This is a genomic window from Neisseria sp. P0008.S004 (assembly GCF_051962755.1).
GTDB lineage: Bacteria > Pseudomonadota > Gammaproteobacteria > Burkholderiales > Neisseriaceae > Neisseria > Neisseria subflava_A.
This window is the reverse complement of record NZ_JBQCUZ010000001.1, coordinates 141,452-163,048: the sequence shown is the minus strand read 5'-3', so window position 1 is coordinate 163,048 and position 21,597 is coordinate 141,452. Positions and strand designations below refer to the sequence as shown.

At 49.3% G+C, this 21,597-nt stretch carries 19 protein-coding genes; 13 read left to right on the top strand and 6 right to left on the bottom strand.

All coding sequences use genetic code 11. The features are described 5' to 3' along the window. Window positions 1–154 precede the first annotated feature (154 nt). Together luxS and cyaY are read right to left on the bottom strand one after the other, a co-directional pair. Window positions 155–661, bottom strand: coding sequence for an S-ribosylhomocysteine lyase (gene luxS, locus ACTHSW_RS00760; RefSeq protein WP_004518928.1), 507 nt, complete (start codon window positions 659–661; stop codon window positions 155–157). Window positions 662–715: 54 nt separating this feature from the next. Further along, window positions 716–1,039, bottom strand: a complete 324-nt coding sequence (gene cyaY, locus ACTHSW_RS00755) for an iron donor protein CyaY (RefSeq protein WP_070459616.1) — start codon at window positions 1,037–1,039, stop codon at window positions 716–718. A 50-nt stretch (window positions 1,040–1,089) separates the two neighbouring features. Between cyaY and lptM the strand changes: the two genes are divergently transcribed. Together lptM and lysA are read left to right on the top strand one after the other, a co-directional pair. Then, the gene (gene lptM / locus ACTHSW_RS00750) at window positions 1,090–1,281 is read left to right on the top strand and encodes an LPS translocon maturation chaperone LptM (RefSeq protein WP_003684659.1); all 192 of its coding nucleotides are present in this window, start codon (window positions 1,090–1,092) and stop codon (window positions 1,279–1,281) included. 16 nt (window positions 1,282–1,297) lie between these two features. Continuing rightward, the gene (gene lysA, locus ACTHSW_RS00745) at window positions 1,298–2,518 is read left to right on the top strand and encodes a diaminopimelate decarboxylase (RefSeq protein ID WP_070459614.1); all 1,221 of its coding nucleotides are present in this window, start codon (window positions 1,298–1,300) and stop codon (window positions 2,516–2,518) included. A gap of 102 nt (window positions 2,519–2,620) precedes the next feature. Here the strand turns inward: lysA and ACTHSW_RS00740 are convergent, their stop codons facing one another. Next, complete coding sequence (locus ACTHSW_RS00740; protein ID WP_003684644.1) at window positions 2,621–2,848, bottom strand: SlyX family protein; 228 nt, start codon at window positions 2,846–2,848, stop codon at window positions 2,621–2,623. A gap of 1 nt (window position 2,849) precedes the next feature. Next, a complete protein-coding gene (locus tag ACTHSW_RS00735) occupies window positions 2,850–4,223 on the bottom strand; it encodes a Na+/H+ antiporter family protein (RefSeq protein WP_070459610.1) in 1,374 nt (457 codons plus the stop codon). Between the two features lie 346 nt (window positions 4,224–4,569). On the opposite strand from ACTHSW_RS00735, the gene ACTHSW_RS00730 reads away from it, so the two are divergent. The 5 genes from ACTHSW_RS00730 to merA all read left to right on the top strand — a co-directional run bounded on the left by ACTHSW_RS00730 (window position 4,570) and on the right by merA (window position 11,488). Further along, window positions 4,570–5,889: an MFS transporter gene (locus tag ACTHSW_RS00730; RefSeq protein WP_107810952.1), complete on the top strand. Its 1,320-nt coding sequence runs from the start codon at window positions 4,570–4,572 to the stop codon at window positions 5,887–5,889. 317 nt (window positions 5,890–6,206) lie between these two features. Next, window positions 6,207–8,822 (top strand): bifunctional acetaldehyde-CoA/alcohol dehydrogenase, encoded by a 2,616-nt coding sequence (gene adhE, locus ACTHSW_RS00725; RefSeq protein WP_070459607.1) that lies wholly within the window; start codon window positions 6,207–6,209, stop codon window positions 8,820–8,822. Window positions 8,823–8,947: 125 nt separating this feature from the next. Then, the gene (locus ACTHSW_RS00720) at window positions 8,948–9,229 is read left to right on the top strand and encodes a helix-turn-helix domain-containing protein (protein ID WP_070459603.1); all 282 of its coding nucleotides are present in this window, start codon (window positions 8,948–8,950) and stop codon (window positions 9,227–9,229) included. A gap of 197 nt (window positions 9,230–9,426) precedes the next feature. Next, window positions 9,427–9,819 carry an Hg(II)-responsive transcriptional regulator gene (merR, locus tag ACTHSW_RS00715; RefSeq protein ID WP_001863748.1) on the top strand — a complete coding sequence of 131 codons (393 nt, stop codon included), beginning with the start codon at window positions 9,427–9,429 and terminating at the stop codon, window positions 9,817–9,819. A gap of 28 nt (window positions 9,820–9,847) precedes the next feature. Next, a complete protein-coding gene (gene merA, locus ACTHSW_RS00710; protein ID WP_001031935.1) occupies window positions 9,848–11,488 on the top strand; it encodes a mercury(II) reductase in 1,641 nt (546 codons plus the stop codon). 147 nt (window positions 11,489–11,635) lie between these two features. Here merA and leuS read toward each other — a convergent pair whose 3' ends face one another. Then, window positions 11,636–14,266 carry a leucine--tRNA ligase gene (leuS, locus tag ACTHSW_RS00705; protein WP_070459600.1) on the bottom strand — a complete coding sequence of 877 codons (2,631 nt, stop codon included), beginning with the start codon at window positions 14,264–14,266 and terminating at the stop codon, window positions 11,636–11,638. A 470-nt stretch (window positions 14,267–14,736) separates the two neighbouring features. Here leuS and dnaJ point away from each other — a divergent pair, with 470 nt between their 5' ends. The 3 genes from dnaJ to ACTHSW_RS00690 all read left to right on the top strand — a co-directional run bounded on the left by dnaJ (window position 14,737) and on the right by ACTHSW_RS00690 (window position 17,421). Beyond that, complete coding sequence (gene dnaJ / locus ACTHSW_RS00700) at window positions 14,737–15,894, top strand: molecular chaperone DnaJ (RefSeq protein WP_070459597.1); 1,158 nt, start codon at window positions 14,737–14,739, stop codon at window positions 15,892–15,894. Window positions 15,895–16,190: 296 nt separating this feature from the next. Next, window positions 16,191–16,769: a TMEM165/GDT1 family protein gene (locus ACTHSW_RS00695; protein WP_004518907.1), complete on the top strand. Its 579-nt coding sequence runs from the start codon at window positions 16,191–16,193 to the stop codon at window positions 16,767–16,769. 1 nt (window position 16,770) lies between these two features. Further along, window positions 16,771–17,421: a TIGR01621 family pseudouridine synthase gene (locus ACTHSW_RS00690; protein ID WP_070459594.1), complete on the top strand. Its 651-nt coding sequence runs from the start codon at window positions 16,771–16,773 to the stop codon at window positions 17,419–17,421. A gap of 75 nt (window positions 17,422–17,496) precedes the next feature. Here ACTHSW_RS00690 and ACTHSW_RS00685 read toward each other — a convergent pair whose 3' ends face one another. Continuing rightward, window positions 17,497–18,423, bottom strand: a complete 927-nt coding sequence (locus tag ACTHSW_RS00685; RefSeq protein ID WP_003748251.1) for a LysR family transcriptional regulator — start codon at window positions 18,421–18,423, stop codon at window positions 17,497–17,499. Between the two features lie 175 nt (window positions 18,424–18,598). On the opposite strand from ACTHSW_RS00685, the gene ACTHSW_RS00680 reads away from it, so the two are divergent. From ACTHSW_RS00680 to ACTHSW_RS00670, 3 genes are all read left to right on the top strand, one after another. Continuing rightward, entirely contained in the window at window positions 18,599–19,348 is a 750-nt protein-coding gene (locus tag ACTHSW_RS00680; RefSeq protein ID WP_070459592.1) for a Nif3-like dinuclear metal center hexameric protein, read from the top strand. A gap of 122 nt (window positions 19,349–19,470) precedes the next feature. Beyond that, the gene (gene petA, locus ACTHSW_RS00675; RefSeq protein WP_070459589.1) at window positions 19,471–20,052 is read left to right on the top strand and encodes a ubiquinol-cytochrome c reductase iron-sulfur subunit; all 582 of its coding nucleotides are present in this window, start codon (window positions 19,471–19,473) and stop codon (window positions 20,050–20,052) included. 18 nt (window positions 20,053–20,070) lie between these two features. Continuing rightward, the gene (locus ACTHSW_RS00670; protein WP_168160493.1) at window positions 20,071–21,594 is read left to right on the top strand and encodes a cytochrome b; all 1,524 of its coding nucleotides are present in this window, start codon (window positions 20,071–20,073) and stop codon (window positions 21,592–21,594) included. The last annotated feature ends 3 nt before the right edge of the window (window positions 21,595–21,597 follow it).

Here is a 21,597-nt window from a genome sequence, read left to right as displayed (position 1 = left end):
GTGTAATTATACTATGTACACTGTCAGCATCCGCCAACTTATTTTTAGGCGGTGTAAAAACTGTGGCTGAAAGGTTGAAAATTGGAATAAAAGGTCTTAGGCCGTCTGAAACTTGTCATATAAAGTTTCAGACGACCTTTGCTGTCATGGTGGATTAAGCGTTCAACAGGCTTTCGTCCAATGTCAGCTCTTCGTTTTTATTGACGGCGACTTTGCGTGCCAAAACGTTTTGGGCGATTTCGTGTGCTTCGGCAAGCGAGTGCATCAGGTAAGTACCGCATTGGTATTCGTTCAGCTCGGGGATTTTGCTTTGGTCTTGAACGGTCAAAACATCCTGCATTGAAGCGAGCCATGCGTCGGCCACTTTTTGCTCGTCGGGCGTACCGATGAGGCTCATGTAGAAACCGGTACGGCAGCCCATCGGGGAAATGTCGATGATTTCGACGCCGTTGCCGTTTAAGTGGTCGCGCATAAAACCGGCGAACAGGTGCTCCAGCGTGTGAATGCCTTTTTCAGGCAGGATTTCTTTGTTGGGAATGCAGAAACGCAGGTCAAACACGGTAATGGTGTCGCCTTTGGGCGTGGTCATGGTTTTTGCCACGCGTACGGCAGGGGCGTGCATACGGGTGTGGTCGACTTTGAAACTGTCTAGTAGGGGCATTTGGGTGTCCTTTGAGGTAAATAGATTTTTAGCTAGGGATATTTGAAGACTGAATCACAATTCCGCAATCTCAACTGCTTCGCCCGAAGCCGCGCTCAGTGCTTCGTTCAAAACATCGTAGAAATCACGGCTGTCGCGTGTTGCCAGCCATTTGCCGTTTTGCTCGGCGAAATGGTAGCCGCCGCTTTTGGCTGCAATCCACAATTCTTGGTTGGGCGTGTGGCGGTTGACGATGATTTGCGTGCCGTCCGCCGCTTCGATGGTCAGGACGTTTCCGGCAAACTGGCAGTCGAAATCCCAGCCGTTTTCGTCGATTTGGTCTTCGATGTGTTCGAATAATTCTTCGCTCATGCGGATGAATTCGCTTTCGGTCATCATGGCTTTTTGTGTGGTTTTTGTTTAAGATACCGAATCTTGCCACATTCGTAATGATGAAGAAAGTTTTACTGATGAAATACGGCGTATTTTTTGCAGCGGCAACGGCTCTGCTGCTCTCTGCCTGCGGCTACAAAGGCGACCTCTACCTGCCCAAAGAAGGCGACAAGGCGCGCTTCGGCGTGATTCAAACCGGCTTGAAATTCGATACGGCCAAAGAACCAACCACTCAAACCAACGATTAAAAAAGATTTCAGAAACATGACCTTATTCTGCGAACAACTCCCTTATACACACCTTGCCGAAGAGTTTGGTACGCCGCTTTATGTGTACAGCAAATCTGCGCTGATCGAGGCATTTGAAAACTACCAAACCGCGTTTTCCGCTTTAAATCCGCTTGTCTGCTACGCAGTGAAAGCGAATGGTAACCTGAGCATCATCAAGCACTTTGCTTCGTTGGGGAGCGGTTTTGACATTGTGTCCGGCGGCGAGTTGGCGCGTGTTTTGGCGACCGGCGGCGATGCGGCGAAAACGATTTTTTCCGGTGTGGGCAAGAGTGAGGCAGAAATTGAATTTGCGTTGAATGCAGGCGTGAAATGCTTCAATATGGAAAGCATTCCCGAAATCGACCGTATTCAAAAGGTTGCCGCGCGTTTGGGTAAAGTCGCTCCGGTTTCCCTGCGTGTCAACCCTGATGTCGACGCTAAAACTCATCCTTATATCTCCACCGGCCTGAAAGCCAACAAATTCGGTATTGCCTATGCCGATGCGCTTGAGGCTTATCGTCATGCTTCCCGACAAAGCCATTTGAAAATTGTCGGTATCGACTGCCATATCGGCTCGCAACTGACCGACCTCAGCCCGCTTGTCGAAGCCTGCGAACGTATCTTGGCCTTGGTTGACCAACTGGTAGCTGAAGGCATTGTGTTAGAACACTTGGACTTGGGCGGTGGTGTCGGCATTGTTTATCAAGATGAAAATGTGCCTGATTTGGGCGCGTATGCCCAAGCCGTTCAAAAACTGATGGGTACACGCCGTCTGAAACTGGTTCTTGAGCCCGGCCGCAGCTTGGTCGGAAATGCAGGTGCGTTGTTGACGCGCGTCGAATTCGTCAAACATGGCGAAGAGAAAAACTTTGTGATGGTCGATGCGGCGATGAACGATTTGATGCGTCCGGCGCTTTATGATGCCTATCATCACATCGAAGCGGTCGAAACCAAAGACATTGAGCCTCTGACGGCCAATATCGTCGGCCCGATTTGCGAAACCGGCGACTTTCTTGGCAAAGACCGCACCATCGCCTGTGAAGAAGGGGATTTGCTGCTTATCCGCAGCGCCGGTGCGTATGGCTCAAGCATGGCGAGCAACTACAACACGCGCAATCGTGCGGCGGAAGTATTGGTTGACGGCAACGAATGCAAACTTATCCGCCAACGTGAAACCGTCGAGCAGCAAATGGCCAACGAATTGGCTTGTTTGTAAGGTTTGATTGTTTAAAAGGCCGTCTGAAAGTTTGATTGACTTTCAGACGGCCTTTGTTATGAAAGAAAAGGGCATGTATCAAACACGCCCTTTTTCAGTTTATCAATAATGCGGCGGAATCTCATCGCGCAGGCTGTACGGTTCGCGTTCGCCGTTTGCGCCTTTGTCCTGCATCCGTTGATACAGAAGCCGCAACTGGCCTTGCTGCAAATCTAAAGCCTGCTGCATCTTGGCGATGGTGTTGTTCAGGCTGCCGATTAAATCTTCCTGCAAGGCCGTCTGAATTTCCAGCTCGGTGATGCGGTGTTCCAATTCCTGAATATCGCTCATATTACAGCACCATCGCGGCAATCCAGCCGGCAGCCATCAGCGGGATATTGTAGTGGATAAAGGTCGGGATAACCGAATCGCGGATGTGGTCGTGTTGACCGTCGGCGTTCAGACCCATGGTCGGGCCGAGTGTCGAGTCGGAAGCGGGGGAACCCGCATCGCCCAGCGCGCCTGCTGTGCCGACAATGGCCACGGTAGCCATTGGGGAGAAGCCCAAGCTGATGCACAAAGGCACATAAATCGCAGTAATAATCGGCAAGGTGGAGAAAGACGAGCCGATGCCCATGGTTACCAGCAGGCCGACAAACAGCATGGTAAAGGCGGCCATGCCTTTATTGCTTCCGAACAAAGCCATGCTGTGTTCGACCAAAGGCTGAATCTCGCCGGTCGCGTTCATGACGGCGGCGAAACCTTGCGCCGCAATCATAATAAAGCCGACCATCGCCATCATTTTGATGCCTTCGCCGAACACATCGCTGGCAGCGGAGCGGTTCATCACGCCCAACATCATAAACACGGCAAAGCCCAACATCGCGCCCAATACCAGCGAACTATCATACAAAAGCTGAATGGCAAAACACACGGCAATCGCTACGGCAGCTACCAAGCTGCGATAGGTTGAAGGCTCTTGTTGTTGCACTGCCGCACGGTTGTCTTCCGTGTCAGTGGTATTGTTTTGATAAATGCGTGGTTTGCGGTAGTGCAAAAAGGCCAGCAGCAAGCCGGACACCATGCCCAAAGCCGGAATTGCCATTGCGTGCATCACATTGATGCCGCTGGTGTCCATGCCTGCCGAGCGGATATTGCCCAACATGATGTCGTTCAAGAAGATGGCGCCGAAACCGTAAGGCAGGAACATATAAGTCGTTACCAAGCCAAACGTAATCACGCAGGCCACCAAGCGGCGGTCGAGTTTCAAACGGTTGAACACCAACAGCAGCGGCGGAATAATCATCGGGATAAACGCAATATGAATCGGCACAACGTTTTGGCTCATCACGCCCATGCACAAAATAATCGCCAGCAGCAGCCATTTGACCGCGCCTTCGCCTTTCGCATTGCCTTCGCCGCCGTTGAGCTTGCGGATAATCACGCCGGCGAGCTGTTGCGGCAGACCGGAATGCGTGATGGCCATGGCAAACGCGCCGAGCATGGCATAAGACAGCGCGATTTGCGCCCCGCCTTTCAGACCTTCGTTAAAAACAGGAATAATCCCTTGCTGCACCACATCGCCGGCCGCGTTGGTTACATTCTCCAAAGGCATACCGGCCACCAAGCCGCCGACAAACGCGCCGACAGCCAAGCTGAGTACCACATGCACGCGCGATAAAGACAGCACAAGCATGATGATGACCGCAATTACAACCGCATTCATATCGTTCTCCGTTGTTCAGACGGCCTGTTATGTAAAAACAGGCAATCATCTGTTTACATATTACAAATAAACATCATAACCCAAGCATGAAGCCTTTGCAAAAAACGGCAGGCCGTCTGAAAAACAGACCATCGGTTTCAGACGGCCTGCCGTGAACCCTTATTCAGAGTTTTAATAGGGCGTACGGTTCTGGCGATAAAAATATCTAAAAAACACGTGCTTCCTATTCTTTGCATATGGTACCAATGTTAAAATCGACACAATGTCTCGGTTTCAGGTTTGTCACTGAAATTAAAGCATTTATTGCTAAAACCCAATTCAATCATACAAACAAAGGAAAGAAACTATGGATATTCTGACGCGGCTGCACAATCTGCCGCCTTCCCACTTTCATTACAAACTTCTGGTCTTGGTCGGAATAGGCTGGCTGTTTGATGCCATGGATACCGGTTTGGTATCGTTTGTATTGCCGGCTTTGGGCAAAGATTGGGCGCTGGCTCCGGCGCAGTTGGGCTGGATTGTCAGCATTGCCTTTGTCGGCATGGCTCTGGGCGCGGTATTCAGCGGCTGGCTGGCGGACAGGTTCGGACGGAAAACCGTTTTTGCCGGCACGATGGTGGTGTACAGCATTGCCACAGGTTTGTGTGCGTTTGCACCTGATTTGACGGTTTTGCTGGTGTGCCGCTTTTTTGTCGGCGTCGGTTTGGGCGGCCAACTGCCCGTTGCCGTGTCGCTGGTCAGCGAATATGCGCCGCCGAAAGTACGCGGCCGTTTTATTGTGTTGCTGGAAAGCTTTTGGGGCTTGGGCTGGCTCTCGGCCGCGCTGGTATCTTATTTCTTTATTCCGCAAACCGGCTGGCACAGCGCGTTTTTATTCGGCGCCTTGCCCCTGTTTTATGTGCCGTTGGTGTTGAAATTCGTTCCCGAATCCGTGCCTTACCTGCTTTCCCGCGGCAAAACCAACGAAGCGCACCGTTTGGTATCCGCGCTGGAAATTCAATCGGGCATAGCGCCGCCGACAGAAGCCGTTGCTGCACCGGCTGCCCCGCGCGAACGCATCCGCTTCTTCCAACTTTGGCAACATCCGTTTGCACGGCGTACGCTGATGATGTGGCTGGTTTGGTTCGGCATTGTGTTTTCGTATTACGGCATTTTTACTTGGTTGCCCAAACTGCTGGTCGAGCAGGGCAATACCGTGGTCAAAACCTTTGAATATGTGCTGGTAATGATTGTTGCGCAACTGCCCGGCTATATTGCCGCCGCGGCTTTGGTGGAAAGAATCGGCCGCAAAGCAACGCTGGCAGGCTTTTTGGCCGCGTGCGCCGTGTGCGCATGGTTTTTCGGGCAAAGCACCACTGCTGCCGAAGTCATGATTTGGGGCAGCCTGATGTCCTTCTTCAACTTGGGCGCATGGGGCGTTTTGTACACCTACACCCCTGAGCTCTACCCCTTGCGCTTCCGTGCTTTCGCATCCGGCTGGGCAGGCGCCATCGGCCGCATCGGCGGCATACTCGCGCCCATAGTGGTGGCGGCGATGGTGGGCAACAGCGGCGGCTTCGGCAATATCTTTATGATGTTCGCGCTGGTTATGCTGCTGATTGTGGCGGTAATCTTGGTATTGGGTGAAGAAACCAAAGGCCGTACGCTGGAAGACATCAGCCAATAAAAGATAGACATGAAAAAGGCCGTCTGAAAAATATTTTCAGACGGCCTTTTTCATTTACGTTTGTAATTTTAATACATCGATTTTCTGTTTTTATCTTAATTATCGAGGAAAGCGACGAAGAATAACCGTCTTTGTTTTTGCGTAGATAAAAATATTATACTTCAAAGAATTAAAATGAATAAACGATAAAATGGCCGTCTGAAAAGTTCAATCATGGTTTGTGATGTAGGTCAAAGCAAAATGTAACTAAATTACCTATAGTTATCGTAGTGAAAATTTATTGACCTTATTGCCACCTTTTATTAAGGAGATACACCATGAACGCATCAGCCGACAACGTCGTCAGCCCAGCCGTAGCCGAGGTAAACAGCCTGGTTGACAAGGGTTTACGGGCATTGGACGAGTTTCTTAAGCTCGATCAGGAGCAGATTGACTTTATTGTGGCCAAAGCCTCTATCGCCGCGCTGGACAAACATGGTGTGCTCGCCATGCACGCGGTGGAAGAAACGGGACGCGGCGTGTTTGAAGATAAGGCGACGAAAAACCTGTTTGCCTGCGAAAACGTCGTGCGCCGCCTGCGCGATTTGAAAACCGTAGGCGTCATCAGCGAAAACGATGTAACCGGTATTACTGAAATTGCCGATCCGGTCGGCGTGGTTTGCGGTATCGTGCCGACCACCAATCCGACCTCCACCACCATTTTCAAATCCTTGATTGCGCTGAAAACCCGCAATCCGATTATTTTCTCGTTCCATCCGTCCGCCCAGCAGTGTTCCGCCCATGCAGCGCGTATCGTGCGCGATGCGGCGATTGCGGCCGGTGCGCCGGAAAACTGTATCCAGTGGATTGAAAAGCCGTCTATGGAAGGCACTTCCGCGCTGATGAAGCATCCGGGCGTGGCAACGATTTTGGCGACAGGCGGCAATGCGATGGTGGAAGCCGCGTATTCTTGCGGCAAACCTGCGCTCGGCGTCGGGGCGGGCAACGTACCTGCTTATGTTGAAAAAACGGCGGACATCAAACAGGTAGCACACGATATTGTGATGTCGAAATCTTTCGACAACGGCATGGTGTGCGCCAGCGAGCAAGCGGTGATTGCCGATAAAGAGATTTACAAAGAGTTGGCCGAAGAATTCAAATCCTACGGCGTGTACTTTGCCAACAAAAAAGAAAAAGCCATGCTTGAAGAGTTTATCTTCGGCGTAACGGCGAATTGCGTCAGCTGCGGCGGTGCGAAACTCAATTCTGCGGTAGTGGGCAAACCGGCAACATGGATTGCTGAGCAGGCCGGGTTTAAAGTACCTGAAAAAACCAACATCATCATCGCCGAATGCCGAGAAGTCGGCCCGAACGAGCCGCTGACCCGCGAAAAACTTTCGCCTGTTTTGGCCATGATTAAGGCGGATTCGACCGAACAAGGTTTGAAGTTCGCCGAAGAAATGGTTGCCTTTGACGGCTTGGGACACTCCGCCGCCATCCATACCGCTAACGAAGAATTGGTCAAAACGTTCGGCTCCCGCGTCAAAGCCCTACGCGTGATTTGGAATTCGCCTTCCACCTTCGGCGGCATCGGCGACGTGTACAACGCCTTCCTGCCTTCTCTGACCCTCGGTTGCGGCTCTTACGGTAAAAACGCCGTCGGCGGCAACGTCAGCGCAGTCAATCTGTTAAACATCAAAAAAGTAGGCCGTCGGAGAAACAACATGCAATGGTTCAAAGTGCCCGCCAAAATCTATTTTGAACGAGATTCCATCCAATATCTGCAAGACATGAAAGACTGCGAAAAAGTCATGATTGTGACCGACCGTTCGATGGTTGATCTGGGCTTTGTCGATAAAATCACCCACCAACTGCATCAACGCAAAAACAAAGTGACCATCCAGCTGTTTACCGATGTTGAAGCCGATCCGAGCGTCCAAACCGTCTATAAAGGCACGGATTTGATGCGCAGCTTCCAGCCCGACACCATTATCGCGCTGGGCGGCGGCTCGCCGATGGACGCGGCTAAAGCCATGTGGCTCTTCTACGAGCAGCCGCAAGTCGATTTTGAAGACTTGGTGCAAAAATTCATGGACATCCGAAAACGCGCGTTCCGCTTCCCTGAATTGGGCCGCAAAGCCAAATTTATCGGCATCCCTACCACATCGGGCACAGGCTCCGAAGTGACACCGTTTACCGTCATCAGCGATGGCGACAAAAAATATCCGATTGCCGACTACTCGCTGACACCGACCATTTCGATTGTCGATCCTGCGTTTACCATGACCGTTCCGGCAGGCGTAACCGCCGACACCGGTTTGGACGTACTGACTCACGCCGTAGAAGCATACGTTTCCGTACTGGCGAACGATTTTACAGACGGCCTCGCCCTGCAAGCCATCAAGCTCGTGTTCCAATACCTCGAACGCTCCTACAAACACGGTGCGGCTGATCCCGAAGCGCGCGAGCATATGCACAATGCCTCCACCATCGCAGGCATGGCGTTTGCCAATGCGTTCTTGGGTATCAACCACTCGATGGCACACAAAATCGGCGGCAAATATCACGTTCCGCACGGTCGTGCCAACGCCATCCTGCTGCCGCACGTCATCCGCTACAACGGTACGCGTCCGCAGAAAACCGCCACTTGGCCGAAGTACAACTACTACAAAGCCGACCTGAAATATCAAGAAATCGCCCGTACTTTAGGCTTGCCATGCAGCACACCGGTAGAAGGTGTCGAATCCTTCGCCCGCGCCTGCCACGAACTGGCGGTCAACGTCGGCATCAAAATGTCGTTGAAAGAGCAGGGCATCGATGAGAAAACCTTCCTCGACGGCAGAAAAGAGCTGGCCATGATGTCTTTTGAAGACCAATGCACCCCGGCCAACCCACGCCTCGCCATGGTGGCCGATATGGAAGAAATCCTGACCAAAGCCTACTACGGCGAATAAAATCGGGCAGTTAAAAAGGCCGTCTGAAACCTGAATATAGGGTTTCAGACGGCCTTTTGTATTAGAACTAAAGTTGATACTTATTGTATGTGGAATTTAATTTGCAAACATTAAGAATAGTCATCATGAAATCAGAAATTTTAAAACAATTTGGCAAACATGTTCGTTATTTAAGACAACTCCAGGATTTAAGTCAGGAAGCATTGGCTGAAAAAGTGAATATGTACCGGACTTATATCGGAATGATAGAACGTGGAGAGCGTAACCCCGCCCTATTAAATCTTATTCGTTTGGCTAGCGCATTAGATATTTCTTTGCCTGAACTTTTAAGGGCTATGTTAATGACGGGAACTGTGATAATGAATCTAACTGATTCGTATGGTTTTTTGGGTCTTCGGAATATATAGTGGAATTACTTTCTTAATAGTTTAAAAACAACTGGTGTTTAAATCGGATTTTCTGGTGGGATGTTAGGATAATCAATAGTATTATATAAAAGTATCAATCACATACGAGTGATACTTTGGGAAAAAAATAAAATAGTCCAATTTACTTGACCGTGTACTATGGTACATGGTTTATAATATTCAGGGGGTGAAATAAGATGATTTATCGCATTAGTGAGTTTGCAGATAAATGTGGAGTTAATAAAGAAACGATCAGATATTACGAGCGAAAAAATTTATTACAAGAACCTCACCGAACGGAAGCTGGTTATCGGATATATTCATATGATGACGTTAAGCGTGTTGGGTTTATTAAACGAATACAGGAACTTGGTTTCTCTTTAAGCGAGATTTATAAATTACTTGGTGTTGTAGATAAAGATGAAGTTCGTTGTCAAGATATGTTCGAATTTGTTTCTAAAAAACAAAAGGAAGTGCAAAAACAAATAGAGGATTTAAAACGAATTGAAACTATGTTAGACGACTTAAAACAACGATGTCCAGATGAAAAGCAATTACATTCGTGTCCAATAATAGAAACATTAACATGAGAGATTAATTAACGAAAGGAGCTTTTTTATGAATAAATTTAAGGTAAACATTTCAGGAATGACATGTACGGGTTGTGAAAAACACGTAGAATCAGCACTTGAAAAGATAGGTGCTAAAAATATTGAGTCTAGTTATCGTCGTGGTGAAGCAGTATTTGAACTGCCCGATGATATTGAGGTTGAAAGTGCAATAAAGGCGATTGATGAAGCAAATTACCAAGCCGGAGAAATTGAAGAAGTATCATCACTAGAAAACGTGGCGTTAATTAATGAAGACAATTATGACCTTCTTATTATTGGTTCTGGTGCTGCTGCCTTTTCTTCGGCAATTAAAGCTATAGAATACGGTGCAAAAGTTGGAATGATTGAGCGTGGAACGGTTGGGGGAACCTGTGTGAATATTGGCTGTGTTCCGTCAAAAACTCTTCTTAGGGCAGGGGAAATCAATCATTTATCAAAAGACAATCCGTTTATAGGTTTACAAACATCCGCTGGAGAAGTGGATTTAGCTAGTTTAATCACGCAAAAGGATAAATTGGTGAGCGAACTTCGGAATCAAAAATATATGGATTTAATTGATGAATATAATTTTGATTTAATTAAAGGTGAAGCAAAATTCGTTGATGCTAGTACGGTTGAGGTCAATGGGGCAAAGTTATCTGCAAAACGCTTTTTAATTGCAACAGGTGCATCGCCTTCGTTGCCCCAAATTTCAGGACTTGAAAAAATGGACTATTTAACTAGTACAACACTTCTTGAGTTAAAGAAAATACCAAAACGATTAACTGTAATTGGTTCAGGATACATTGGAATGGAGCTTGGACAACTATTTCATCATTTAGGTTCAGAAATAACGCTTATGCAAAGAAGTGAGCGACTTTTAAAGGAGTATGATCCTGAGATTTCAGAGTCAGTTGAAAAAGCGTTAATTGAACAGGGTATAAACCTTGTCAAAGGGGCAACTTTTGAGCGTGTTGAACAAAGTGGAGAGATAAAAAGGGTTTACGTAACAGTAAATGGCAGTAGAGAAGTCATTGAATCAGATCAGTTACTTGTTGCCACTGGAAGAAAACCAAATACGGATTCTTTAAATTTAAGTGCAGCAGGTGTTGAAACTGGAAAAAATAATGAAATCCTGATCAATGATTTTGGTCAAACAAGTAATGAAAAGATTTATGCAGCAGGAGATGTGACTTTAGGACCACAATTTGTATATGTAGCAGCCTATGAAGGTGGAATTATTACTGATAATGCTATTGGTGGATTAAACAAAAAAATAGATTTATCGGTAGTTCCTGCTGTTACGTTTACGAATCCGACGGTTGCAACGGTTGGTTTAACAGAAGAACAAGCAAAAGAGAAAGGGTATGATGTGAAGACATCTGTATTACCTTTAGATGCTGTTCCAAGAGCAATTGTAAACCGTGAAACAACCGGTGTATTTAAACTAGTAGCAGATGCAGAAACACTAAAAGTATTAGGGGTTCATATTGTATCTGAAAATGCAGGAGATGTCATCTATGCAGCATCATTAGCTGTTAAATTTGGCTTAACGATAGAAGATTTAACAGAAACCCTAGCACCATATTTAACAATGGCTGAAGGGCTAAAATTAGTTGCACTTACGTTCGATAAAGATATTTCGAAATTATCTTGTTGTGCAGGCTAAGGGAACTTTTTTAGGATTTTGAGATTTAAGTTATTTGAGGTCTGTAATGTAGACAGCTCAATCTACCTTAAAAAGGTCGTCTGAAAACCCTGTTTCCAAGTTTTCAGACGACCTTTCCTAATTACAGCAATTAATGTCGAATCAGCTTTACACCACGATGTTCACCAGTCTGCCCGGAACGACGATGATTTTCTTCGCAGGCTTGCCTTCCATGAATTTCACTGCGCCTTCGTTGGCAAGGGCGGCGGCTTCGAGGTCGGCTTTGGATGCGTCGGCGGCGACGGTGATTTTGCCGCGCAGTTTACCGTTGACTTGAACCATCACTTCGATTTCGGATTTGACCAAAGCGGCTTCATCGACTGTCGGCCAGCCTGCTTCCCACAGTTTCGCGCTGTTCAATTCGCTCCACAGGGTTTCGCAGATGTGTGGCACAATCGGCCACAGCAAGCGTACGGCGGCTTCCAATACTTCTTGAGCGACGGCGCGGCCTTGTTCGCTGCCGGTGTCGGTTTTATCGTATTGGTTGAGCAGTTCCATTACGGCGGCGATGGCGGTGTTGAACTGCTGACGGCGGCCGTAGTCGTCGCTGACTTTGGTGATAGTGGAATGCAGTTTGTGGCGCAGGTCTTTGAGTTCTTTAGACAAACCATCTTGGTTGCCTGCGAACGCTTTGACTGTTTCGCCTTGCTTCAAGTATTCGTAAACGGTACGCCACAGACGGCGCAGGAAGCGGTGTGCGCCTTCGACGCCGCTGTCGCTCCATTCGAGGGACTGTTCGGGCGGTGCGGCGAACATCATGAACAGGCGGGCGGTGTCTGCGCCGTAGGCGTTAATCAGTTCTTGCGGATCGACGCCGTTGTTTTTGGACTTGGACATTTTTTCCGTGCCGCTGATGACGACTGGCAGTCCGTCTGCTTTCAGAACGGCGGAAACAGGGCGGCCTTTGTCGTCAAAAGTCAGCTCGACATCGGCAGGGTTGATCCAGTCTTTGCCGCCTTTGTCGTTTTCGCGGTAGTAGGTTTCGCAAACGACCATGCCTTGCGTCAGCAGGCGTTCAAACGGTTCGTCAACATTGACCAAGCCTTCGTCGCGCATCAGTTTGGTGAAGAAACGCGCGTATAAGAGGTGCAGAATCGCGTGTTCGATGCCGCCGATGTATTGGTCGACCGCGCCCCAGTATTTTGCGGCTTTAGTCGATACCATGCCTTCTGCGAACTTGGGCGACATATAGCGGAAGAAATACCAGCTTGACTCCATGAAGGTGTCCATGGTGTCGGTTTCGCGTTTCGCCACGCCGCCGCAGCATGGGCAGGTGGTTTCGTAAAACTCGGGCATTTTTGCCAGCGGCGAACCCATGCCGTCGGGTACGACGTTTTCAGGCAGGACGACCGGCAGTTGGTCGGCTGGGACGGGTACGTCGCCGCATTTTTCGCAATGGATGATAGGAATCGGGCAGCCCCAGTAGCGTTGGCGCGAAATGCCCCAGTCGCGCAGGCGGTATTGGGTTTTCGGTTCACCTGCGTCTTGACTTTGCAGCTTGGCGGAGATGGCGTCGAAGGCCGTCTGAAAATTCATGCCGTCCAAGTCGTCGCTGTTGACCAAGACGCCGTTTTCTTTGTCGCCGTACCATTCTTGCCATTGGTTTGCGTCGAATGCGTTGTCGCCAACGGCAATGACTTGTTTTTTCGGAAGATTGTATTTGGTGGCGAACTCGAAATCGCGTTCGTCGTGCGCCGGAACAGCCATCACTGCGCCGTCGCCGTAGCCCCACAATACATAGTTGGCAATCCACACTTCCAGCTTGTCGCCGTTGAGCGGGTTGACGACGTAGCGGCCGGTCGGCACGCCTTTTTTCTCCATCGTCGCCATATCGGCTTCGGCAACCGAGCCGGCTTTGCATTCGGCGATAAATTCTTGCAATTCAGGTTTGTCGGCTGCGGCGGCGGTTGCCAGCGGATGCTCGGCGGCAACGGCAACATAAGTCGCGCCCATCAGCGTGTCAGGACGGGTAGTATAAACTTGCAGGAATTTCGCGTAATCGCCTTCCAAGCCTTGTTTGCTGTCGTCTGAAACGGCGAAGCGCACGGTCATGCCGCGAGATTTGCCGATCCAGTTGCGCTGCATGGTTTTGACTTGTTCAGGCCAGTGTTCCAGCTTGTCCAAATCATTGAGCAGCTCTTCGGCGTAATCCGTGATTTTGAAGTAATACATTGGGATTTCGCGTTTTTCGATCAACGCGCCGGAGCGCCAACCGCGTCCGTCGATGACTTGCTCGTTGGCAAGGACGGTTTGGTCGACCGGATCCCAGTTCACCGTGCCGTTTTTGCGATAGACGATGCCTTTTTCAAACAGCTTGGTAAACAGCCATTGTTCCCAGCGGTAGTATTCGGGTTTGCAGGTGGCGACTTCGCGTTCCCAGTCAATCGCAAAACCCAGGCTTTTAAGCTGGGTTTTCATGTATTCGATGTTGTCGTAAGTCCATGCGGCAGGGGCGACGTTGTTTTTCATCGCCGCATTTTCCGCAGGCATACCGAACGCGTCCCAACCCATAGGCTGCATGACGTTGAAGCCGTTTAAGAGTTTGAAGCGGCTCAATACGTCGCCGATGGTGTAGTTGCGCACATGCCCCATGTGCAGCTTGCCGCTGGGATAGGGGAACATGGAAAGGCAGTAGTATTTGGGTTTGGAAGCGTCTTCGGAGACGTTGAAAATACGGGCGTCATCCCATTTTTTCTGCGCCGCAGGCTCGATGGCGGCGGGTTGATATTGTTCTTGCATGATGTTTTGCTTTATACAAAAGGCGTTGGAAAATAAAATCAAACGCAGATTATAGCGGATTCAGAAGCGGATTGCTTGTGTCGTAACATCATGTCAAACCGCTTTGGCATTGTTGTTTCCCGTTTGTTTTGACGTGGAAGAACGCAAACAATCAAAAGGCCGTCTGAAAACAGGGTTTCAGACGGCCTGAGTATGAAACGGTTAACGGTAAGTCTGGCAGCGGTCATCATCAGCATCAGGCATAAAAAGGAAGCAATTTTTTGTATCATGGAAGAAAACCTTTCTAATACAAAACAGCGATATAGAGTCAAATCTTCTTTCACTTTAAGGCCATCATCATGCTTTGACAAAGCGAGGAAGGCCGTCTGAAACAAAATTTTCAGACGGCCTTAAAAATATCGACTTGAGTTTTTTACCTTCCGCCCACATATCCGACCCAGTTCAAACTTATTCAAAACACTATCAAAATTATGAGTACCCAAGATTATTACGAAACCCTTGGTGTTGCCCGCAGCGCTAGCGACGATGAAATCAAAAAAGCCTACCGCAAGCTGGCAATGAAATACCATCCCGACCGCAATCCTGACAACAAAGAAGCGGAAGAAAAATTTAAAGAAGTCCAAAAAGCGTACGACACCTTGTCTGACAAGGAAAAACGTACCATGTACGACCAATACGGCCATGCCGCGTTTGAACAGGGCGCAGGTGCGGGCGGATTCGGTGGCTTTGGCGGTTTCGGCGGCCAAGGCGGATTTGGTGGTGCGCAAGGCTTCGATTTTTCCGATATTTTCAGCCAAATGTTCGGCGGTGGCGGCAGCGCAGGCGGCCGTCAGCCGGATTACAGCGGCGCGGACTTGCAGGTCGGCATAGAGATTTCGCTTGAAGAAGCCGCCAAAGGCGTGAAAAAACGCATCAACATTCCGACTTACGAAGAATGTGATGTCTGCCACGGTTCAGGTGCCAAACCGGGCACATCCGCATCGACTTGTTCGACCTGTCACGGCTCAGGTACGGTACACGTCCGCCAAGCCATTTTCCAAATGCAGCAGACTTGTCCGACTTGTCACGGTACAGGCAAAGAAATCAAAGACCCTTGCGTCAAATGCCGTGGCGAAGGCCGCACCAAAACCAGTAAAACAGTTGAAGTCAACATTCCGGCAGGTATCGACGACGGTCAACGCATCCGCTTGAGCGGCGAGGGCGAGCCGGGTCAACACGGCGCACCGGCAGGCGATTTGTACGTCAATGTCCGCGTAAGACAGCACAAAATCTTCGAGCGCAACGGCTTGGACCTGCATTGCGAACTGCCGATCAGCTTTGCCATTGCCGCATTGGGTGGCGAAGTCGAAGTGCCGACTCTGGACGGCAAAGTCAAACTGCACATTCCGAAAGAAACGCAAACCGGCCGCCGCATGCGCGTGAAAGGCAAAGGCATCAAGTCTCTGCGTTCCGGCTCGACCGGCGATTTGTACTGCCACATTTTGGTTGAAACACCGGTCAACCTGACCGATCGTCAGAAAGAGTTGCTGGAAGAATTTGAAAAAATCTCCTCCGGCCTCGACCTCAGCCAAACCCCGCGCAAAAAATCGTTTTGGGAAAAAGTAGGCGATTTGTTCTCCGATAATTAATCATTGTGAAAAAGGCCGTTTGAAACCTGCTTTATAGGGTTTCAGACGGCCTTTTGTTTTTCTTTCTGTTGCTTCAAGCCATGGATTGCCTTACAATTCGGGCTTCACTCTTACGGGAGTAGCCATTCGGCGCAATGCCGAAACCGTTGTCAACATAATCGGCTTGTGCGGCCGTGGCAGCGGTATCTTCTCTGCTTTATCGGAAGACAGGCAAGACGTAAGCGTTGTCCATACCCTTGCGGGCGGTATGCACAGCGCTTTTTGTTTGCCCGCTTTTCGGTTGAGTATCTTAAATCATGGAAGCTTTTTTCTCCTCGACGCTGGGCGTTGCCATTGCCGAAATCGGCGATAAGACGCAATTACTGGCGCTCTTTTTGGCAGCACGTTTTGCCCATAAAAACGCGATTGTTGCCGGTATCTTTATTGCAACCCTGTTGAACCATCTTGTTTCAGCCGCACTCGGTGTCTGGCTGGCATCCGCTATTTCGCCCGAAGTCATGAAATGGGTGGTCGGCGGCAGCTTTATTGCGGTCGGATTATGGCTGCTGTTGCCGGACAAAGACGAAGACCCTGACGGCAAGTGGCTGAAATACGGCGCATTTACGGCGACGGTCGTCCTGTTTTTCTTGGCGGAAATCGGCGATAAAACGCAAATTGCGACAGTTCTTTTGGCGGCAAAATACCAATCTATCCTGCTGGTCGTGGTCGGCAGTATTGCCGGTTTGATGATTGCTTCTGTGCCTGCCGTGTATTTGGGCGAAATGCTGATGCGCAAGATTCCGGCCAAAGCAGTGCGCATTGCCGCATGTATCTTGTTCTGCCTGCTGGGTATTTTGACCCTGCTTGGCGACGGTATCGTGTTGAAGGCCGTCTGAAATGTGGGACATTGTTTTTGAACACAAAGATTTTGTGGTCATTAATAAGCCTTGCGGCGTATCGGTGCACAGCGAATCGGAAGGGGATGTTTGCCTGACCGCTTCGCTGGCGCAGCAACTCGGCGTTGAACGCGTGTGGCTGGCTCACCGTTTGGATAAAGCCACCAGCGGCCTGTTGCTGTTTGCGCTCAACCGCGACAGCGCGGCGGCTTTGTCGGCACAGTTTGCCGAGAAAACCATGCGTAAAACTTATTTGGCACTCGGTACGCACAAGCCGGCGAAAAAGCAGGGCTGGGTGAAAGGCGGTATGGCGCGTTCGCGGCGCGGTACATGGAAGCTGACGCGTGATGAGGATAATTTTGCCGTTACCCGTTTCAGCAGCCAAAGCCTGAAGCCCGGTTTGCGGCTGTTTGTGTTGCAACCGTTTACCGGCAAAACCCATCAGCTGCGCGTGGCCATGAAAAGCATAGGCAGTCCGATTTTGGGCGATACGCTGTATGGCGGCGATGAGGCGGAACATCTGTTTTTGCACGCTTGGCGTTTGGTTTTCGACTATCGCGGCGAGCATTTCGATATTCGGGTTGCGCCTGATAAAACATGGCCGTCTGAAATCGATTTGTCGGCGTGTTTGAACTCGGATGAGTCCGAATAGAAGCAGTGAAATTTTTGTGTATATTAAAAAAGGCCGTCTGAAAATTGTTCAGACGGCCTTTTGATTGTTTCAAGTTTACATTTCCAATTCGCTCAAGCCCGGCAAGTCGGCAAAACAGCGGTCATGCGTGATTTGGCAGAAGTTGTCCAGATAGCCTTTGTTGGCGTCTTCCGTACGAATGGCGGCATAAAGTTTGCTTTGTAGGCCGTCTGAAGTGATTTTGCGGTGGACGACGTAGCCTTTTTCCAAATACGGCATGACCGTCCAATAGGGCAGGGCGGCGATGCCGCGTTTGCTGGCAACCAGCTGAATAATGGCGATGGTCAGCTCGCTGTGGCGGCGTGGCGGATTAATGCCTTTAGGCAGCAGCACTTTTTTGGGCAAATCCAGCATTTCGTCGGGGACGGGATAAGTGATCAGGGTTTCGTCGATAAAGTCTTCCGCTTCCCAAACGTCTTTGTCGGCAAGCGGGTGGTCTTCTGCGCAGATGCCGACCATTTCATAGGCAAACAGAGGGCGGTAGCTGATGCCGTTGAGCGGCTCGGCTTCGGAAACGATGGCAAGGTCGGCGCGGTGTTGCAACAGTAGCCCGACCGGATCGGCTTGGAAGCCTGAAACGATGTCCAATTCAACTTGCGGCCATAACGGGCGGAATTCGCCCATGGCAGGCATCAGCCAGTCAAAGCAGGTGTGGCATTCGACGGCAAGTCTGAGTTCGCCCGCTTCACCTTCGATAATCCGCACCAAATCACGTTCGGCGGCGGCAACCTGCGGCAATAGCTCGCGTGCCAGTTGCAACAGGCGCATACCGGCCGGAGTGAAGCGCAAAGGTGTGGATTTACGTTCAAACAACGGCGTTTCGTAATAATTTTCCAAGGCGCGGATTTGGTGCGACAGGGCGGATTGGGTCAGGAAAACCCGTTTGGCGGCAAGGGAAACGCTGCCGGTTTCTTCTAAAGCCAGCAAGGTTTTGAGATGACGCAATTCGATAATAGAGTCCATGTGTTTTCAGACGGCCTGTGGGTAAGGTGGGGTATATTAAAATAATTCATGATGATGTGCAAATGATTAATGTTGGGAATGATTGCTGAAATCGGAATGTAAGAATTTGAGGCATAAACAGATTTTGCGGTTAGAATGCGAAGCTGTTTTTGAAGATAGATATAAGGAGCGGAATATGGCTTTACGCCGCGAAATTCTGGCTTGGTGCGATGAGACATTGCAGGTCGGGCTGTTTAAGGACTATGCGCCCAACGGTTTGCAGGTCGAAGGCAAAGAAGAAATTGCCAAAATCGCCACTTCGGTTACCGCCAGCAAAGCTGCAATCGATTTTGCCGTAGAGCAGGGGGCGGATATGCTTTTGGTCCACCACGGCATGTTTTGGAAAAGCGAGCCTGTCACGATTACCGGTTGGAAAAAAGCACGCATTGAAACCTTGCTGCAACACCAAATCAATATGGCGGGCTACCACCTGCCGCTGGACGCGCACCCGCAATTAGGCAATAACGCACAGTTGGCCGAGAAACTCGATTGGGTGCTCGAAAAACAATTCGGCGAGCAAAACCTGTTGAATACAGGCCGTCTGAAAACCACGCAAACGCTGGCGCAGTTGTCTGAACGCATTGAGGCGGTATTCGGCCGCAAGCCGACCGTTATCGGCGATCTTGAACGCGAAATCAAACGCATTGCCTGGTGTAGCGGCGGTGCGCAGGGATTTTTTCAGACGGCCGTAGACGAAGGTGTCGATGCGTATTTGACCGGTGAGATTTCGGAAGCGCAATATCATCTTGCCAATGAAACGGGTGTGGCATTTATCAGTGCCGGTCATCATGCGACAGAACGCTACGGCGTACGTGCCTTAGGCGATGCCGTGGCAGAAAAATTCGGTATCGAAGTAGTTCACTTTGATGAAAACAATCCTGCTTGAGTATTGAGAAATATCATAAAACTTTACCTTATTTTAAATAATGCTTTGAGTATTACAACAAACTAGGTAGAATTACGCTGTTTAATGGCTCGGTATTCCCAAAATTTTAGGACGACTGAATAATGGATAATCAAGAAATCAACAACGGTCGCCGCCGTTTCCTGACACTGGCTACATGCGGTGCAGGCGGTGTGGCGGCTCTAGGCGTAGCTACGCCTTTCGTGGCCAGCTTCTTCCCATCGGAGAAAGCTAAGGCTGCTGGTGCTGCTGTCGAAGTAGATGTCAGCAAAATCGAAGCAGGCCAAATGCTGACTGCCGAATGGCAGGGTAAACCGATTTGGCTGGTCAACCGCACAGATCAACAGCTCAAAGACTTGAAAAGTTTGGATGGCGCAGTTGTCGATCCTAATTCCGAAGTGGATCAGCAACCGGAATACGCTAAAAACGAGACCCGTTCGATCAAGCCGAACCTCCTCGTCGCTATCGGTATCTGTACCCACCTGGGTTGCTCTCCGACTTACCGTCCCGACATTGCTCCCGCCGACTTGGGCGCAGACTGGAAAGGCGGTTTCTTCTGCCCTTGCCACGGTTCGAAATTCGACATTGCAGGCCGAGTATACAAAGGTGTTCCTGCACCGACCAACTTGGTTGTACCGCCTTACAAATATCTGAGCGATACAACTGTTTTGGTGGGCGAAGACTAAAAATAAGGAACGATAATTATGGCAAACCAAACCAATAGCAAAGCAAAAGCATTGTTAGGCTGGATGGACGCTCGCTTCCCTCTGTCTAAAATGTGGAATGAGCATTTGGCTCAATACTATGCGCCGAAGAACTTCAACTTCTGGTATTACTTCGGCTCTTTGGCTCTACTCGTCCTTGTAATTCAAATCGTCAGCGGTATTTTCCTGACCATGAACTACAAACCGGACGGCAACCTTAACGCTTACCATCTGCCTGCTGCCTTTACCGCAGTAGAGTACATCATGCGCGACGTGTCCGGAGGTTGGATTATCCGCTACATGCACTCCACCGGCGCATCTTTCTTCTTCATCGTCGTTTATCTGCATATGTTCCGCGGTCTGATTTACGGTTCGTACAAAAAACCTCGTGAATTGGTGTGGATTTTCGGTTCCCTGATTTTCTTGGCATTGATGGCAGAAGCCTTTATGGGTTACCTGTTGCCTTGGGGTCAAATGTCCTTCTGGGGTGCGCAGGTAATTATTAACCTGTTCTCCGCCATCCCTGTTATCGGTCCTGATTTGTCCACTTGGATCCGCGGTGACTTCAACGTTTCCGACGTTACTTTGAACCGCTTCTTCGCCCTGCACGTTATCGCTGTGCCTTTGGTATTGCTCGGCTTGGTTGTGGCTCACATCATCGCCCTGCACGAAGTGGGTTCTAACAACCCTGATGGCGTTGAAATCAAGAAAAACAAAGACGAAAACGGTATTCCACGCGATGGTATCCCATTCCATCCTTACTACACCGTTAAAGACATCTTGGGTGTTGTTGTATTCTTGATTGTCTTCTGTTCTGTGTTGTTCTTTGCACCTGAAGGCGGCGGCTACTTCTTGGAAGCGCCAAACTTCGATGCAGCAAACGCGTTGAAAACACCGCCGCACATTGCGCCGGTATGGTATTTCACCCCGTTCTACGCTATTTTGCGTGCGATTCCTTCGATGGCAGGTACTCAGGTATGGGGTGTAATCGGCATGGGTGCAGCAGTTGTATTGATTGCCTTGTTGCCTTGGTTGGATAAGTCACCTGTAAAATCTGTTCGTTACCGCAGCAACTCGTTCAAAGTAATGTTGGCGTTGTTTGTTGTATCTTTTATCGGCTTGGGAATTTTGGGTGCATTGGTAGCAGATGATACACGTACAGCTTTTGCTCGTGCATTCAGTGCATTCTATTTCTTGTTCTTCATCGGTATGCCTTTGCATACAAATCCTAAATGGTTGGCTGAAAAAGCTGGTGGTATTAAATATTTAATCAGTCTGTTTGTTTATGCAGCTTTAATTATTTATAACCTGTATTTAGTTGCAGTCTTGCCAAATAACATCGTTAAGGCGTTCGTTCTGGCTTACACTGTTTTCTTTGCAGCTATTCCATTCCTGAATGCGTTTAATAGCGAAAAAGCTACGCCTGAACGCGTAACCATGAGCACTACTAAACAAAAAATTATGTTCTTTGTTTACGTCGGTATTACCGTTGTCGGTGCTTACTTGTTTGCAACCAATATCTGATGA